Genomic DNA, 16,135 nt, shown 5'->3' on the forward strand with positions numbered 1-16,135 from the left:
CCTACTCCTTCGTCCCGGGCTGTGTCCCGAGCAGATTCCAATGGGTGCCGTCGGCACCGTCTTCGAGCGCGATGCCCGCGGCTGCGACCGCGTCGCGGATGCGATCGGCCGCCGCCCAGTCCTTGGCAGCGCGCGCAGCGGCGCGCTGGGTGATGAGAGTGCGCACGAGCGCGTCCAGCGCGGACGCCTCGGCGCCGCCGGACCCGGTGTTCCAAGCCGGATCGAGCGGGTCGATCCCCAGGATGCCGGTCATGACCGCGATGTCGGCGAAAGCTCCGCGGGCTGCGGCGAGGTCACCGTCATCCAGCGCCGTGTTGCCCAGGCGGACCGTCTCGTGGATCACCGCGAGCGCCTGCGGGACACCCAGATCGTCGTCCATCGCCGCAGCGAACCGCGCCGGGACGGTCACCTCGATGCGCAGATCGTCGGACTCATCGCGCAGCGTGCGGACCGCGCGCTCCATGAAGGCGCGGATCCGCTCCAGCGCGGCCTCGGCCTCGTCGAACGACGAGGCCGTGATGTCGAGGTTCGAGCGGTAGTGGGCGGAGGCCAGCGCGTAGCGGACCACCAGCGGATCGCGCGCGCTGAGGACGTCCGCTGCGAGCAGGAAGTTCTCCAGTGACTTGGACATCTTCTGGTCGCCGACGGTCACGAGCCCGTTGTGCACCCAGTAGCGCGCGAACGGATCCCCGGCCGCGGTGGACTGCGCCAGTTCGTTCTCGTGGTGCGGGAAGCGCAGGTCCAGGCCGCCGCCGTGAATGTCGAACTCCGGGCCCAGGTAGCGCCGCGACATCGCCGAGCATTCGATGTGCCAGCCCGGGCGGCCCGGTCCCCACGGCGAATCCCACGTTGCGCTGGAGGGCTCACCGGCCTTCGCGCCCTTCCACAGCGCGAAGTCGTGCGGATCCCGCTTGCCGCGGGGATCCGCGTCCTGGGCGGCTTCCATGGCGTCCAGTGACTGGCGGGTGAGGCTGCCGTACTCGGGCCAGGACCGCACGTCGAAATAGACGTCACCCGCACCGGTCGCCGAGTCCGTGGCGGCATACGCGTTGCCGCGCTCGATGAGGCGGGCGATGAGCTCCTGCATCTGCGGGATGGATGCGGTCGCCCGTGGTTCGTAGGTCGGCGGCAGGATGCCGATCGCCGTGTACGCGCGGGTGAACTCCTGCTCCATGCGGTACGCCAGCGCCCACCAGGGCTCGGCTTCGGTCGCGTTGGCGAGCACCTTGTCGTCGATGTCGGTGACGTTGCGGACGAACGTGACCCGCCCGAACCGGTGGGCCAGCCACCGCCGCAGCAGGTCGAAGCTCAAGGCGCCGCGAAGGTGACCGATGTGCGGCCCGGACTGCACCGTGGGTCCGCACACGTACACCGTCACGTTCGACGGGTCCAGAGGCGCGAAAGCGCGCAGCGTCTGGGCTTTCGTGTCATAGAGCCGCACGGGCGGTGTACCGGGTGTCACTGCACCAGCCTACCGGCGCAACTCCGACCCAACCTGGCCGCGATCCAGGGTCCGTTCTGCCAGCGTCCGGGCGGCCCGCGGGTATGGAGTATCAATGACACTGTGCTTCACGTCTTCGCCGTCCTCGCCGCGGCCCTGTTGTTCGGCACGACGGGCACCTCGATGGCGCTCGGCCCCGAGAATACGACGCCGTTGTCGGTCGGCGCGGTGCGTCTGGTCATCGGCGGCACGGGCCTCGCGGCCATCGCGTTCGTGCTGGCCCGCCGTCATGCACGCCGCTCACCGGCCCGTCCGCCCCGATTCGGCGTCCGGCCGCTGGCGCTGATGGGTCTGACCGGCTTCTGCCTCGCCCTGTATCAGCCGCTGTTCTTCTTGGGCACGGAGCGCAACGGGGTCGCGGTGGGGACGGTCGTCGCGCTGGGGTCCGCGCCGATCCTGGCCGGTCTGCTCGAGTGGGCGCTGACCCGACGGGTCCCCGGCGGCACCTGGATCATCGCGACCGCTCTGGCCACCGTCGGGGTCGTGCTCCTCGGATTCGGCGGCGAGGCCGGCGCCACCACGGGCACGGATCCGCTCGGCCTCATCGGCAGTGTGGGGGCGGGTGCGACCTTCGCGGTCATCGCCAACGTGCAGCGGCGGCTGCTCGACCAGGGCTGGGACGCGTTCACCGTGGTCGGGTCGATGGGGGCCGGCTCCGCGGTGCTCTCGGCGCTGGTGCTGCCCTTCGTGGACCTCCGGTGGCTGGCGACGACACCGGGCGTGGTGATGGCGCTGTGGCTGGGGATCGCGACGATCTCGATCGCGTACGTGCTGTTCACTTGGGGCCTGGGCGGGCTGACGGCCGCCACGGCGGCGACGCTCACCCTCGGCGAGCCGCTGACGGCGAGCGTGCTGGGGATCACCGTCCTGGGCGAACGGCTCTCCGTCCTGGCCATCGCCGGCCTGATCGTCCTGGCCGTCGGACTGGCGCTGCTGGCGTGGGGATCGCGCGCCCCACGGGACCCCGTCCCGTTCGCGGTGGAGGGCTGAGCGTGGGCATCGAGATTCGACCCGACGATCTCTCCGGGGCGGACACCCGGCAGTTGATCGCGGCGCATCTGGCCGGCATGTACGAGACCTCCCCGCCCGAGAGCGTGCACGCGCTCGACATCGACGGCCTGCGGCATCCGTCCATCACGTTCTGGTCGGCGTGGATCGGCGATGACCTGGCCGGCATCGGCGCTCTCAAGTCCATCGACGCCGAACGCGGCGAGGTGAAGTCGATGCGCGTGCACGACCGGTTCCGCGGCGGCGGTGTGGGACGCGCGATCCTGCGTCACATCGTCGCCGTTGCGCGCGAACGGGGCATGCGGAGCCTGTGGCTGGAGACGGGCAGTCCCGACGACTTCGTTCCCGCGCAGCGCCTCTACGAGAGCGAGGGGTTCGTCCGCTGCGACCCGTTCGACGGGTATGCCGATGACCCGTTCTCGGTGTTCATGACGCGGGCCCTCTGACGGGCCGCGCCCGGCCGGGTCAGGCCGGCACGACCAGCGCCATCGCGAACGCGGCGACGCCCTCACCGCGGCCGGGAAAGCCGAGTCCGTCGGTGGTGGTGGCCGACACCGAGACCGGGGCGCCGTCGAGCGCCGCCGACAGCACCGCCTCCGCCTCGACGCGGCGCGCCGCAAAGCGCGGTCGATTGGCCTGCACCTGCACCGCCACGTTGCCCACCCGGTAGCCTGCCTCGCCCAGCAGCGCCACCGTCCGGGAGAGGAACACCCCCGCGTGCGCGCCGGCGTACTCCGGGTGGTCCGTGCCGAAATGCGTTCCGATGTCGCCCAGCCCTGCCGCGGACAGCAGCGCATCCACGATGGCGTGGGCGACCGCATCGCCGTCGGAGTGCCCGGACAGCGCCTGCTCCCCCGGCCACTCCAGTCCGGCCAGCCACAGCGCGCCCTCACCGCCGAATCCGTGGACGTCGGTGCCGATGCCCACACGGGGCGGGGGCGGTGAGTTCTCCAGCCGGGCGTCGGAACGGCCCAGCGGATGCCGCGCCACGAGCGGGCGGGCGCGCTCCAGATCCGCCGGCGTGGTGATCTTGAACGCGAGCGGATCCCCCTCGACCACCGCGACGGAGTGCCCTGCCGCTGCCACCAGGGCCGCGTCGTCGGTGTGCTCCTGCGTCGCGGTGCGGTACGCAGCGTCCAGGATGCCGCGGCGGAAGCCCTGCGGCGTCTGCGCAGCAGACAGCTCGGAGCGGTCGACCGCGGCCACGATCCGTTCGTTCTCGACCCGTTTGATCGTGTCGATGACCGGCAGCACGGGGATGGCCCCGGCGGAGCCGGTCTCGATGGCGGCGATGACCCGTTCGAAGAGGGCAGGCGGCGCGAGGGCGCGTGCAGCGTCGTGAACGAGCACGATCTCGACATCGCCCCAGAGGGCTTCCAGCCCGGCGGCGACAGAGGCCTGCCGGGTGGCGCCGCCGGTGGCGACGGAGACGAGTTCCCGGCGATCGCCGGCGGCCGCTATCGCCTCGGTGAGCGCGTCGCCCTCGCGGCCGGCGGGCGCGACGACCACGACCTGCGCCGCAGGCGCGGCGAACACGCGGGCCAGCGCATGCCGGAGCATGCTGTGCTCGTCGATCCCGACGAAGGCTTTGGGGACTGCGGCACCGAGACGCGTGCCGGAGCCTGCCGCAACGACGATGACAGCGACACGGGGAACGGGCGTGATGCTCACGCCCTCACGCTACCGGTCGCCTGCGCTCACGCGGAGTCCAGCTGTCGCGCGCCGCCTGCCAGACCGGTCATCGTGTAGCGCGCAGCGCGTATCGAGATGCGTCACGCAGCAACGCGCTGCGCGCATTGCTCCGTGACGACTCAAGACGCGAGGACCTCGTCGAGGATGGCGCCGGCCTTCTCTTCGTCGGTCTTCTCGGCGAGCGCGAGTTCGGAGATGAGGATCTGCTTCGCCTTGGCGAGCATGCGCTTCTCGCCGGCGGACAGCCCACGGTCCTGATCGCGGCGCCACAGGTCGCGGACGACTTCGCTGACCTTGATGACATCGCCGGACGCGAGCTTTTCGAGGTTCGCCTTGTACCGGCGGGACCAGTTGGTCGGCTCTTCGGTGAACGGTGCACGGAGCACTTCGAACACCCGGTCCAGACCCTCTTTACCGATGACGTCACGCACGCCGACGAGGTCGACATTCTCTGCGGGGACCTCGATGATGAGATCGCCCTGGGTGACGTTGAGCTTCAGGTATTTCTTGGTCTCGCCCCTGATGACCCGGTCCTTGACTTCGATGATCGTCGCGGCCCCATGGTGGGGGTAGACGACCGTTTCGCCAACCTCAAAAAGCATGTAGTTATGTCCTTTCGGCAACCTCTAGGATACCACAGGCCAACATAGGGTAAGGTTCGCCGCCCGCCCCACCGGTGCACCCCCAACGGTCGTCGCGGCCACCCCCTAGAATGCTAGAGATGCCGTCAGCCGTCCCAGGAGGATCTGTGAAATCGCGCCTTATCGCGTCGCTCGCCCTAGGCGCCCTCGTGGTCCTCGGTACCAGCGGCTGCTCGATGATCTCCGTGCAGGCCACCACGCTGCAGTATTCGCCGTCGGATGGCGTGAACATCCCGGACTCGGGACCCCTCGAGGTGCGCAACGTCCTGATCGTGGCCGACGAGGAAGGCAACGACGGCAATCTCGTCGCGGCGATCGTCAACGCCACCTCCGACTCGCAGACGCTGCGGATCGAGTTCGGTGAAGGCTCGGCCAAGTCCACCGAGTCCATCCGCGTTCCGGCGAACACGACAGTGAGCCTGGGAACCGAAGAGACCGAGCCGCTGCTGCTCGAGGGCATCGACACCAAGCCGGGTTCGGACCTGCCGATGTACTTCCAGTCCGGCGACGCCGACGGCATCCTGTTCACCGTGCCGGTGCTCGATGACTCGCTCGACTACCTCGCCGGCCTGGCGCCCTGATCCGGAGTCACCCGTCGCGGGCACGTCGAATCGATCCGGCGCTCCCGGTCAGTTCTCGAAGCGGTAGCCCAGTCCGCGGACCGTCATCAGCATCGCCGGCTCGCTGGGATGCTCTTCGATGCGTGAGCGTATCCGTTTGATGTGCACGTCCAAGGTCTTGGTGTCGCCGAAGTAGTCGGTGCCCCACACCCGGTCGATGAGCTGGCCGCGCGTCAGCACCCGCCCGGCATTGCGCATGAGTACCTCCAGCAGCTCGAATTCCTTGAGCGGCATGTTGATCTCGCGCCCATCCACCGCGACGGTGTGCCGATCGATGTCCAGCACCACACGTCCACCGTCGAGGACGTGCTCCTCCAGGTCCGTCTCGGTCTGCGCCAGTCGGCGAAGCACCGCACGCATGCGCGCGAGCAGCTCGCGGGCGGAGTAGGGCTTGGTGACATAGTCGTCCGCACCGAGCTCCAATCCCACCACGATGTCCACCTCGGAGTCCTTCGCCGTCACCATGATGATCGGCACGCGTGAGGTCGCGCGAATCTGGCGGCACACCTCGGTCCCGGACATTCCGGGCAGCATGAGATCCAGCAGCACGATGTCCGCGCCGCGTTCGCGGAACGCGACCAAGGCCGACGGGCCGTCTTCGGCGATCTCGACGTCGTACCCCTCTCGCCGCAGCAGATAGGCGAGCGGATCGGCCAGATCGGGCTCGTCCTCGACGATCAGAACGCGAGTCATGCGGATGCTCCATTCGTGGGGGTGACTGCCGGCGCCGCGACGGGTCGCTTCTTCTTGCCCCGCCGCGGGGGCGGCACCTGGTCGGCGGGCGGATCGATCTGCGGGAGGCGGATGGTGAAGGTGGACCCCCGTCCCGGCCGTGACCACAGCCGCACCTCGCCCCCGTGGCGCTGCACGGCGTGCTTGACGATCGCCAGTCCCAGTCCGGTGCCGCCGGTGCGGCGGGAACGCGCCTGGTCGGCCCGGTAGAACCGTTCGAAGATCCGCTCCTGGTCTGGCTCGGGGATACCGATCCCCCGGTCGGCGACGGCGATCTCCACGACGCGATCGGCGGCTTTGACTCCCACGCCGACTTCGGAGCCCGGCGGCGAGTAGTGGATCGCGTTGGCCAGCAGGTTGCCGACCGCCTCGATCAGGATCTGCGCATCGCCGCGCACATAAAGGCCGCGTTGTCCGCCGCGCACGACAGCCACGCCGGCAGAGCCTGCCTGCAACGCGTGCGCTTCCACGGCCGCCGCGACGATCTCGTCGACGGCCACGTCGCGGTCGTCGGTGAGCTCATCGGCTGCCTGCAGGCGCGAGAGGTTCATGATGCGCGCGGTCAGCGACGCGAGACGGGACGCCTCCGCCGTCAGCCGCGACGCGAAATTGCGCACCTGGTCGGGATCGTCGGCGGCGGATTCGATCGCCTCGGCGAGCAGGCTGACCGCGCCCACCGGGGTCTTCAGCTCGTGACTGGTGTTGGCGACGAAGTCTCGGCGCATCTGCTCCACACGCTCGCGCTCGGTGATATCACGCATCACCAGCAGGCTCAGTCGCGGAGAGATCCGCGTCGCCCGCACCACCACCAGGCGCGGCTCGGCCGGTGGTGCGCCGCGCTGCAGTCGAAGGGTGACGGTCGTCGCGGAATCCCCGTCGCGCACGCGGCGGGCCACCGCGCGCAGCTCGTCGGAGCGCACCACCTCGCCCTCGGCGAGGCGGAACGGACCGGCAGCGGAAGAGGCCGCCACGACCGTCGAGGAGCTGTCCACGACCACCGCTGCGTCGTCCATTCCCCGCAGGACCTCGCGGACCCCGTCCGGAATGAGCGTGGAGGTTTCCGCCCGCGCCCGGTTGCGCGCGCGCAGCGACACGACGATGACTGCGGCGACGGAGCCCCCGATGATCGCCCCCACCAGCAGGGCGAGCAGCACAAGCTGCGTCGTGTCCATATACCCAGCGTACGGGCGTGGATGCCGTGCTTCCGTTCGCTTTCGGGCGGCTCGGCATGCGATCCGGCTACTATTCACTCTCGCGGCACCGTTCGTTAACCTTCTCCGGCGACAATCGTCAGGTCGCAAGGCACGTGCCCGCTGCGGAACACGAAAGGTGCTGCAATGCGCGAAGTCTTCCATCAGTCGCTCGAGGACGTCCAGGGACGTCTGGTCGAGATCGCCGAGCTCGTCGCCGTCGCGATAGACAAGGCCACCCGATCGTTCAGCTCGAGCGATGTCGCACTGGCCGAAGAGGTCATCGAGGCGGACGCGATCATCGACGAGAAGGCGGTCGCGCTGGACGAGCTGGCAATCGAGATCCTGGCCCGCCAGCAGCCGGTCGCCCGCGATCTGCGCATCGTGGTGAGCGCCCTGCGCATCAGCGCGTCACTGGAGCGCATGGGCGACATCGCCGAGCACATCGCCCAGCTGACCCGGATGCGCTTCCCGGAGCGCGCCATCCCCAGGGGCCTGAAGTCCACGTTCATCAAGATGGGCCAGCTGGATGTGAATGTCGCGCGCAAGCTCACCGAGCTGCTTCGCACCGAGGACCAGGCGCTGGCGGAAGAGATCCGCAACGACGACGACAAGCTCGACGATCTGCACGTCCACGTCTTCGAGAAGGTCCTCAGCGACACCTGGCAGGGCGAGGCGTCCGCGACCGTCGATGCGACCCTGGCCAGCCGCTACCACGAGCGCTTCGCCGACCATGCCGTCTCGGTCGCGAAGAAGGTGGTCTACCTCTCGACCGGTGACTGGACGATGGAGACCGACGCGATCGACATCGTCACAACGGCGAGGTAGCGCGGCCGCAACCCACTGAGCGGATGCCGCGGGTGCGGCATCCGCTCATCTGCGGGTGTCCGCCCGGTCAGTGCTTGCCCTGCGCGGCGACGGCCGCGGCGCCGGCGGCAGCCGCCTGCGGGTCCAGGTAAGCGCCCGGTTCGACGGGCTGGAGGTCCTCGTCCAGCCGGTACACCAGCGGGATGCCGGTCGGGATGTTCAGCTCCGCGATATCGGAATCGCTGATGTTGTCCAGGTGCTTCACCAGCCCGCGCAGCGAGTTGCCGTGCGCGGTGACCAGCACCGTCCGGCCGGAGCGGAGGTCCGGGACGATGTCGCTCTCCCAATAGGGCAGGAAGCGGTCGATGACGAGCTTGAGCGATTCGGTGCGGGGCACCTCGCCGTCGATGCCCACGTAGCGGGGATCGGCGACCTGGCTGAACTCGGAGGTGTCGTCCAGCGGCGGAGGCGGGACGTCGAAGGAACGGCGCCACAGCATGAACTGCTCGGATCCGAACTCCTCGAGCGTCTGCGCCTTGTCCTTGCCCTGCAGCGCGCCGTAGTGGCGCTCGTTGAGGCGCCAGCTGCGCTTGACCGGTATCCAGAGGCGATCCGCGGCGTCCAGCGCGAGGTCGGCGGTCTGGATCGCGCGGCTCAGCACCGAGGTGTGCAGCACGTCCGGCAGCAGCCCGGCCTCGGCCAGCAGTTCGCCACCGCGGACGGCTTCGGCTTTGCCCTGCTCGGAGAGGCGGACATCGACCCACCCGGTGAACAGGTTGAGCTTGTTCCATTCGCTCTGGCCGTGGCGGAGGAGGATCAGCGTGTAGGGCGCGGTCATTGCCCCATGATACCGAGCGGCCCGCCACTCGACCGGCCGGAACGCACGGCGCCGCCTGGCATCATGGGCTGATGACCCCCGGACGCTCCCCCGTCGGCCAGGTCACCCGGGGCACCACCGGAACGAACCGGCTGCGGCGCGTGGATCGGTGGATCGCCCGGCATCCCGCGCTGCGGCGCGCGGCCGACCCGCTCGTGGTGGATCTCGGCTTCGGCGCGAGCGCGGTGACCGCACTGGAGCTGGCTGCCCGCCTGGCCCGCGTGCGGCCCGACGTCGAGGTTCTGGGGCTGGAGATCGACCCGCAGCGCGTTGCGCGCGCCCGTTCCCAGCTTTCGCAGGTGCGCGCCGGAACGACCGGTTTCGCCGCAGACACCCGCGTCTCCTTTGCGCTGGGCGGGTTCGAGGTGCCGACGCCGGAGCACCGCCGGCCGGCCGTGATCCGGGCGATGAACGTGCTCCGGCAGTACGACGAGCCGGACGTGCGGGGTGCCTGGCAGCGGATGGCGGCAACGCTGGCGACGGACGGGCTGCTGGTCGAAGGCACCTGCGACGAACTGGGGCGCGTCTGCACCTGGATCGCGATCGGACCGGATGCCGCACCGCGTACCCTCACGGTCGCGCTGCGGCTCGCCGGACTGGAACGGCCCTCCATCGCGGCCGAGCGGCTCCCGAAGGCGCTCATCCATCGCAACGTGCCCGGCGAACGAGTCCACGATCTGCTCAGGGCGCTCGATGACGAGTGGGATCGGGCTGCGAGCGTGGCCGCGTTCGGCCCCGTTCAGCGTTGGGAAGCGGCGCTGCGGGCCTTGCGCAACGGCGGCTGGCCGGTGCGCGACAGGTCCCGGTGGCGCCTGGGCGAGCTCACCGTGCCCTGGAGCGCCGTCGCACCGGGATGACCGATGCGGCCGGCCGGAGCGTCGTCAGCGGCGGCGGCCGAGCCGCGGCAGACGCGGGACGTTGGCGGTGGCCCCGGCTTCGGGCGGGACGATGACCTCCTGAGCGGCCACGACGGCTCCGTCGGCGGTCCGCACGACGAACTCCGCGTCGACCGGGGTGTTGCGACGTACGACGGCCAGCGCGATCGGCCCGTCCTCGAAATGCAGGGCCGCAGAGGTGATCACACCGACGGCGTTCTCGCCGATGAAGAGCTCGTCTCCGCGGACCGGCAGCAGAGAGTCGCTGCCGTCCAGCTGCAGCCCCACGATCCGACGGGGTGGGTGGCCGAGGTTGTGCACTTTCGCGACCGTCTCCTGGCCCCGATAACAGCCCTTCTCCAGGTGCACCGCGGTGCGCAGCCAGTCCAATTCGTGCGGAAGCGCGCGCTCGTCCACCTCATTCGCCCACCGGGGACGCCAGGCGGCGATGCGCAGGGCCTCGACGGCAGCCAGCCCTGCGAGGTTCAGTTCGCCGGCGGACGCAGCGAGTGCGATGCGCTCCTCCTCGACGCGCGGGACGATCGCCTCGGACCAATCCCGCCCGGCGGCGGCGTGCGGTTCGACGGTCGCGTAGGCATGACCGCCCGCGGTGACCTCCGGCCAGGGGTCGCTCCAGACCAGGGGCATGCCGTTGGGCGCGGCGGAGGCGACGGCCGTGAGGGCAGCCCGGGTGCCGCCGATCACCGCGAACTCCTCGCTCGCGTCCCGCGGGTCCACGCGCAGCCGGAAGCGCATCTTGCGGAGCCAGGCGAGCAGACCCTCCGCATCAGCGGCATCGACGATGAGCCACGTCGTCTCCCCGTCGTCCAGAACGGATGCCGCGTGCTCGATGTGTCCCTGCGGGTCCAGCACGAGAAGCTCGGTGCTCGCACCGGCGGGCAGCCGGGTCAGCGCCTGCGAAGTGAGCGAATCCAGCCAGGACAGCCGGTCTTCACCGGGGACGGCCAGCACGGCGCGGTCGCCCAGTGGGGCGAGGGCGGCGCCGGAAGCGAGGGCGCGCTGCTCGCCGAGCGGGTTTCCGAGGTGGCGGAGCCCGGAGTCATCTGTGACGGCACCGGGGACGCGTGCGAAGGGCCCGGGCATCAGTCGACCCGCGCCAGTCGCGCCGACGCGTGGGAGGACAGCTCAGTGCCCAGGGCCGCGATGTCCCACGCCCACAGCAGATGGCCCTCGACCAGTCCGTACATGCGCGCGGCCGCCGTGTACGGCTTGGCCGCGGCGGTACGGATGACCGCGTCGGTGGCGATGTCGATGCGGGGGCCGCGGATCTGTCCGAGGTACAACTCGCTGATGCCGTCCGCGTGGACGAGGGAGACTTCGATGTCGAAGCCGCCGTCGGCATTGCGCAGCCGTTCCACGTCGTCGGCCGTGCGCACGACCGGCTCCGAGAGGGCCGGCAGCAGACCGGGTCCGGCATCGGCATCCGTCGCCGCGCGGGAGAGGCGCCAGTAGCCCATCTCCGACACCAGCGGCGTGCGTACCGGCTCGGCCCCGCCGGAGTCATCCAGAAGCCAGGCGCTGGCCGAGTAGTTCAGGTACGCTCCCCCGTCGTGGCTGAAGCTGACCCGATGGGCGAACTCGCCCGCGAATCGGTGGTCGGCGGCCTCGTAGTCGATCACGCCGGTCCCCTCCCACACCCCGATGAGCCACGACAGCGGCGCGAGGTCGGCGGGCAGGTCAGTGGGCAGATCCAACACGACGCAGCCGCCGTCAGCGCTGGCCGCGATAGAGGTTCTTGATCACGACGCCGGAGACGAAGACGATCGCAAGCGACGCGAGGGCGAGAAGCCCGACGAAGAAGAGTTCGAGCGCGACGAGATCCATGCGATGAGTCTAGCCGGGAACGATGGAGGCCAGACCGAACCCGAGGCTGAGCACGCCCATGACCAGCAGTGCTCCGAGGACGCTGGCGGCCACCCGCTCGGTGAAACCCTGGGAGCGGCCGAACCAGAGTTGAATGGCGAACGCCACCACCAGGCATCAGCCCAGGCCGACGGTCAGCCACGCCGCCCGCCACTCCTCGGCGACGAACACGCCGATGGCGATGCCCACGAGAGCGGCGATCACCCACACGGCGATCACGCCGCCGAAGGTGCGACGGGGAGCCAGTTCCGGAGTGGTCACCTCTTCATTGTCGCTCATCTCGGTGCTCACAGCACGGCCTTGACAGGCTCTCGCCGGACACCCGCTCAACCGGATGCGGGGGCGACGGCATCCGACGCCCCTAAACTGAGGAAACGGCGCGTCCCGTGCGCCGGGAGGACGGCTTTCTTGGCACAGCTTCTCGTTCTGAGCTCCGCCCACAGCGGCGGCCCCGTCCTGCCCTCGCTCGAGCTGTTGAGCCACCGCGTGCGGCAGATTCCGGCCGAGCCGGCCCAGCTGGTCAACGCACCTGCGGCCGACATCATCTTCGTCGACGCGCGGGTGGATCTGGTGGGCGCGAAATCGCTGTGCAAGATCCTGAACACCACCGGTCTGGATGCGCCGCTGCTGCTGGTCGTCACCGAGGGCGGCCTGACCGCCGTCTCCACCGACTGGGGTGTGGATGACGTCATCCTCGTGACCGCCGGCCCCGCCGAAGTGGATGCGCGGGTGCGTCTGGCGATGGGGCGGATGACCAAGGATCAGGTCTCCACCCGGATCCAGACCTCCGGCATCTCCATCGACGAGTCCTCGTACTCCGCGAAGGTCCACGGCAAGCCGCTGGATCTGACCTACAAGGAGTTCCAGCTCCTGCACTTCTTCGCGACCCACCCCTCGCGCGTGTTCACCCGCGAACAGCTGCTGAGCGAAGTGTGGGGCTACGACTACTTCGGCGGCACCCGCACCGTCGACGTGCACGTCCGACGACTGCGGGCCAAGCTCGGAGATCTCGAGCAGCTGATCGGCACAGTGCGCAACGTCGGATACCGCTTCAACGTGTACGAGGACGATCAGATCCCGGCACCGCGCGAGCACACCGGCGCGTAGCTCGGCGCCCGAGAGGGAACACGTTCACACACTGGTCACCTCACCCTGCAATGATGAAGGGATGATCGAACACGACGTGCTCGACGCCGGACTCGGCGACGCGGACGACGACGACTTCGACCTCTCCGAGGTCTTCGACTCGCAGCTGCCCGACAACCGCTACCTCGACCGCGAACTGAGCTGGCTGGCCTTCAACCAGCGCGTGCTGGAACTGGCAGAAGACACCGCACTGCCGGTCCTGGAGCGCGCGAACTTCCTGGCCATCTTCGCCAGCAACCTCGACGAGTTCTTCATGGTGCGCGTGGCCGGCCTCAAGCGCCGCATCCTCACCGGACTGGCGGTGCCCACGAACGTCGGCCGTTCGCCGCAGGAGGTGCTCGCGGACATCTCGGCCGATGCCCACGCCCTGCAGCTGCGGCACGCCGACGTCTGGACCTCGCAGGTCCGCCCTGCGCTGGCCGAGGCGGGCATCGAGGTCATCTCGTGGAAGGGGCTCGAAGACGACGAACGCGCGCGTCTGTCGGACTACTTCCAGCGCCAGGTGTTCCCCGTGCTGATGCCGCTGGCGGTCGATCCTGCCCACCCGTTCCCGTACATCTCCGGTTTGTCGCTGAACCTCGCCATTCGGATCCGCAACGCCCGGACCGGTCGGCAGGAGTTCGCAAGACTCAAGGTCCCGCCGATGCTCCCCCGTTTCGTGGATGTCTCGCGCCACGGCGACACCGTGCGCTACCTGCCGCTCGAAGAGCTGATCGCCAACCATCTGGAGGATCTGTTCCCCGGGATGGAGATCCTCGACCACCACGCGTTCCGCCTCACCCGCAACGAGGATGTGGTCATCGAAGAGGACGAGACTGAGAACCTCATCCAGGCGCTGGAGGCGGAGCTGCTGCGCCGCCGGTTCGGGCCGCCGATCCGCCTCGAAGTGGGCGACGACATGGACGAGCTGACCCTCGACCTGCTGATCAGCGAGTTGGACATCACCGAGCAGGAGGTCTACCGCCTGCCCGGACCGCTGGACCTGCGCGGGCTCTTCGACCTCTCCCGCATCGATCGCCCCGACCTGCACTACCCGCCGCACGTCCCGACCACGGCCGTGGCGTTCCAGCCCGCCGACCAGAACGGCCGCTCCGACATCTTCGCGGCCATCCGCCGCGCGGACGTCCTGGTGCACCACCCGTACGAATCGTTCGCGACGAGCGTGCAGGCGTTCCTGGAGCAGGCCGCGAAGGATCCCCATGTCCTGGCCATCAAGCAGACCCTCTACCGCACCTCCGGCGACAGCCCGATCGTGCAGGCGCTGATCGACGCCGCCGAATCGGGCAAGCAGGTGCTGGCCCTGGTGGAGGTCAAGGCGCGCTTCGACGAGGCGGCCAACATCGTGTGGGCCAGAAAGCTGGAGAAGGCCGGCGTCCACGTCGTCTATGGCCTGGTGGGTCTCAAGACGCACTGCAAACTCGCACTCGTCATCCGCGAGGAGGATGGGATGCTGCGCAGCTACAGCCACATCGGCACGGGCAACTACAACCCGAAGACCAGCCGCATCTATGAGGACTTCGGCCTGTTCACCAAGGACGAGCAGGTCGGCCGGGACCTGACCCGCCTTTTCAACGAACTGTCCGGGTATGCGATCGAGAAGAAGTTCAAGCGTCTTCTGGTCGCGCCGCTGCACCTGCGCAAGGGGCTGCTGCGACTGATCGAGAAGGAACGCCGCAACGCACTGGCCGGCAAGCCCTCCGGCATCCGGATCAAGGTCAACTCGATGGTGGACGAGCAGATCATCGATGCGCTGTACCGGGCCAGTCAGGCCGGCGTCGCCATCGACATCTGGGTGCGCGGCATCTGCTCGCTCAAGCCCGGCGTGGCCGGAATGAGTGAGACGATCCGGGTGCGCAGCATCCTGGGCCGCTATCTGGAGCATTCACGCCTATTCATGTTCGAGAACGCGGGCGATCCGCAGGTCTACATCGGCAGCGCGGACATGATGCACCGAAACCTCGATCGACGTGTCGAAGCACTCGTGCGCGTGGTCGCGCCCACGCACCTGAGGGAGCTGTCGGACCTGTTCGAGCTCGCCATGAGCGACAAGATCAGTTCGTGGTGGCTGGATACCGAGGGAGCGTGGACCCGGCACAGTCTGGACGACGAGGGGAAGCCCCTCGTGGACATTCAGGACCGCACCATGACCAACGTGCGCCGGCGCCGGCGGGCACGGGCGGCGCGATGACCGAAACCGCCGTCTACGCGGCGGGCGGCGTTCTGTGGCGCATCGTCGACGCGAAGCTCCTCGTGCTGCTCATCCACCGCACGCGCTACCGGGACGTCAGCCTACCCAAGGGCAAGGTCGACCCCGGCGAGATGCTGGCCGAGACGGCGAGCCGGGAGATCTTCGAGGAGACCGGCATCCGGGCCGATCTCGGCGTGCCGGTGGGTGTCTCGCGATATCGCATGCCGAACAGACGACAGAAGATCGTGCACTACTGGGCAGCCGAGGCGACCGAAGCGGCCATCCGCGCCTCCGCCTTCGTGCCGAACAAGGAGATCGCCGCGCTCGAGTGGGTGAGTCTCAAGAAGGCCTTCGGCCGTCTGAGCTATCCCGTGGACGTGGAGATCCTCGAGCATTTCGCGACCCTCGTCGACGAGGGTGTGCTGCGGACCTTCCCGATCATCGCGCTGCGCCACGCGAAGGCCGTGTCGCGGGAAGAGTGGGAGGGCGAGGACGCCGCCCGTCCGCTCTCCGGACGCGGGCGCGCTCAGGCCAAGACGATCGTCGGGCCGCTGCGGTCGTTCGGTGTGCGCAGGATCATCTCGAGTCCCGCCAAACGCTGCGTGAAAACGGTGGATCCCCTCTCCGCCGCCCTCGGCCGGAAGATCCATACGACAGCTCTGCTGAGCCAGGACGCGTGGGAAGAGGGTCGCTCCGACGCCCGCACCATCGTCGGCGAGCGCGTGCGGGCGCGAAAGCCCGCGGTGCTGTGCAGCCATGGGCCCGTGCTGCCGGAAATCCTGACCGAGATCGCCCTGGCCACCGGCACGCTGCGTGGATCGTATCTGGGCAGCGCCTCAGCGCTGGAGGCGGGCGGCTTCTCGGTCGTGCACCTGTCGGCGGACAACCCGGGATCAGGCATCGTCGCGATCGAGACGCACGCTCCGAAGATCTGACCGCGGATCTCGAGCTGACCTCGCCGCGTTCACCTTCTG

General features: G+C 69.2%; 18 protein-coding genes. 8 read left to right on the forward strand and 10 right to left on the reverse strand.

Annotation, left to right across the window (positions count from 1 at the left end; translation table 11 throughout):
- Position 1 precedes the first annotated feature (1 nt).
- Positions 2 to 1,462, reverse strand: coding sequence for a cysteine--tRNA ligase (cysS, locus tag QNO12_RS11705; protein ID WP_257503409.1), 1,461 nt, complete (start codon positions 1,460 to 1,462; stop codon positions 2 to 4).
- Between the two features lie 102 nt (positions 1,463 to 1,564).
- On the opposite strand from cysS, the gene QNO12_RS11710 reads away from it, so the two are divergent.
- The gene (locus tag QNO12_RS11710; RefSeq protein ID WP_257503410.1) at positions 1,565 to 2,491 is read left to right on the forward strand and encodes a DMT family transporter; all 927 of its coding nucleotides are present in this window, start codon (positions 1,565 to 1,567) and stop codon (positions 2,489 to 2,491) included.
- Positions 2,492 to 2,493: 2 nt separating this feature from the next.
- The gene (locus QNO12_RS11715; RefSeq protein WP_374761042.1) at positions 2,494 to 2,955 is read left to right on the forward strand and encodes a GNAT family N-acetyltransferase; all 462 of its coding nucleotides are present in this window, start codon (positions 2,494 to 2,496) and stop codon (positions 2,953 to 2,955) included.
- A gap of 19 nt (positions 2,956 to 2,974) precedes the next feature.
- On the opposite strand, the gene ispD is transcribed toward QNO12_RS11715, so the two are convergent.
- Positions 2,975 to 4,180 carry a 2-C-methyl-D-erythritol 4-phosphate cytidylyltransferase gene (gene ispD / locus QNO12_RS11720; protein ID WP_257503411.1) on the reverse strand — a complete coding sequence of 402 codons (1,206 nt, stop codon included), beginning with the start codon at positions 4,178 to 4,180 and terminating at the stop codon, positions 2,975 to 2,977.
- A 140-nt stretch (positions 4,181 to 4,320) separates the two neighbouring features.
- Positions 4,321 to 4,803 (reverse strand): CarD family transcriptional regulator, encoded by a 483-nt coding sequence (locus tag QNO12_RS11725; protein ID WP_257503412.1) that lies wholly within the window; start codon positions 4,801 to 4,803, stop codon positions 4,321 to 4,323.
- 146 nt (positions 4,804 to 4,949) lie between these two features.
- Between QNO12_RS11725 and QNO12_RS11730 the strand changes: the two genes are divergently transcribed.
- Complete coding sequence (locus QNO12_RS11730; protein WP_257503413.1) at positions 4,950 to 5,423, forward strand: DNA modification methylase; 474 nt, start codon at positions 4,950 to 4,952, stop codon at positions 5,421 to 5,423.
- Positions 5,424 to 5,471: 48 nt separating this feature from the next.
- Here QNO12_RS11730 and QNO12_RS11735 read toward each other — a convergent pair whose 3' ends face one another.
- On the reverse strand, positions 5,472 to 6,155 hold the full coding sequence (locus QNO12_RS11735) for a response regulator (protein WP_257503414.1): 684 nt from the start codon (positions 6,153 to 6,155) through the stop codon (positions 5,472 to 5,474).
- Positions 6,152 to 7,366 carry a sensor histidine kinase gene (locus QNO12_RS11740; RefSeq protein ID WP_257503415.1) on the reverse strand — a complete coding sequence of 405 codons (1,215 nt, stop codon included), beginning with the start codon at positions 7,364 to 7,366 and terminating at the stop codon, positions 6,152 to 6,154. The genes QNO12_RS11735 and QNO12_RS11740 overlap by 4 nt, the downstream gene beginning before the upstream one ends.
- 165 nt (positions 7,367 to 7,531) lie before the next feature.
- On the opposite strand from QNO12_RS11740, the gene phoU reads away from it, so the two are divergent.
- Positions 7,532 to 8,212 (forward strand): phosphate signaling complex protein PhoU, encoded by a 681-nt coding sequence (gene phoU / locus QNO12_RS11745; RefSeq protein WP_257503416.1) that lies wholly within the window; start codon positions 7,532 to 7,534, stop codon positions 8,210 to 8,212.
- Positions 8,213 to 8,279: 67 nt separating this feature from the next.
- Here phoU and QNO12_RS11750 read toward each other — a convergent pair whose 3' ends face one another.
- Entirely contained in the window at positions 8,280 to 9,029 is a 750-nt protein-coding gene (locus QNO12_RS11750) for a phosphoglyceromutase (protein ID WP_257503417.1), read from the reverse strand.
- Positions 9,030 to 9,100: 71 nt separating this feature from the next.
- Here QNO12_RS11750 and QNO12_RS11755 point away from each other — a divergent pair, with 71 nt between their 5' ends.
- A complete protein-coding gene (locus QNO12_RS11755) occupies positions 9,101 to 9,925 on the forward strand; it encodes a class I SAM-dependent methyltransferase (protein ID WP_257503418.1) in 825 nt (274 codons plus the stop codon).
- Between the two features lie 24 nt (positions 9,926 to 9,949).
- Here QNO12_RS11755 and ygfZ read toward each other — a convergent pair whose 3' ends face one another.
- The 4 genes from ygfZ to QNO12_RS17040 all read right to left on the reverse strand — a co-directional run bounded on the left by ygfZ (position 9,950) and on the right by QNO12_RS17040 (position 12,118).
- Positions 9,950 to 11,047, reverse strand: a complete 1,098-nt coding sequence (gene ygfZ / locus QNO12_RS11760; protein WP_257503419.1) for a CAF17-like 4Fe-4S cluster assembly/insertion protein YgfZ — start codon at positions 11,045 to 11,047, stop codon at positions 9,950 to 9,952.
- Complete coding sequence (locus QNO12_RS11765) at positions 11,047 to 11,661, reverse strand: nitrobindin family protein (protein WP_257503420.1); 615 nt, start codon at positions 11,659 to 11,661, stop codon at positions 11,047 to 11,049. Before QNO12_RS11765 ends, ygfZ begins: the two co-directional genes overlap by 1 nt.
- A gap of 136 nt (positions 11,662 to 11,797) precedes the next feature.
- The gene (locus tag QNO12_RS17035; protein ID WP_350338516.1) at positions 11,798 to 11,935 is read right to left on the reverse strand and encodes a hypothetical protein; all 138 of its coding nucleotides are present in this window, start codon (positions 11,933 to 11,935) and stop codon (positions 11,798 to 11,800) included.
- Positions 11,936 to 11,944: 9 nt separating this feature from the next.
- A complete protein-coding gene (locus tag QNO12_RS17040; protein ID WP_350338517.1) occupies positions 11,945 to 12,118 on the reverse strand; it encodes a hypothetical protein in 174 nt (57 codons plus the stop codon).
- A 117-nt stretch (positions 12,119 to 12,235) separates the two neighbouring features.
- Here QNO12_RS17040 and QNO12_RS11775 point away from each other — a divergent pair, with 117 nt between their 5' ends.
- From QNO12_RS11775 to QNO12_RS11785, 3 genes are all read left to right on the forward strand, one after another.
- A complete protein-coding gene (locus tag QNO12_RS11775) occupies positions 12,236 to 12,934 on the forward strand; it encodes a winged helix-turn-helix domain-containing protein (protein WP_257503421.1) in 699 nt (232 codons plus the stop codon).
- Positions 12,935 to 12,995: 61 nt separating this feature from the next.
- Entirely contained in the window at positions 12,996 to 15,161 is a 2,166-nt protein-coding gene (locus QNO12_RS11780; protein WP_257503422.1) for an RNA degradosome polyphosphate kinase, read from the forward strand.
- Positions 15,158 to 16,096: an NUDIX hydrolase gene (locus tag QNO12_RS11785; RefSeq protein WP_257503423.1), complete on the forward strand. Its 939-nt coding sequence runs from the start codon at positions 15,158 to 15,160 to the stop codon at positions 16,094 to 16,096. Before QNO12_RS11780 ends, QNO12_RS11785 begins: the two co-directional genes overlap by 4 nt.
- The last annotated feature ends 39 nt before the right edge of the window (positions 16,097 to 16,135 follow it).

Source organism: Microbacterium sp. zg-B185, assembly GCF_030246885.1.
In the GTDB taxonomy this organism is placed as follows: domain Bacteria; phylum Actinomycetota; class Actinomycetes; order Actinomycetales; family Microbacteriaceae; genus Microbacterium.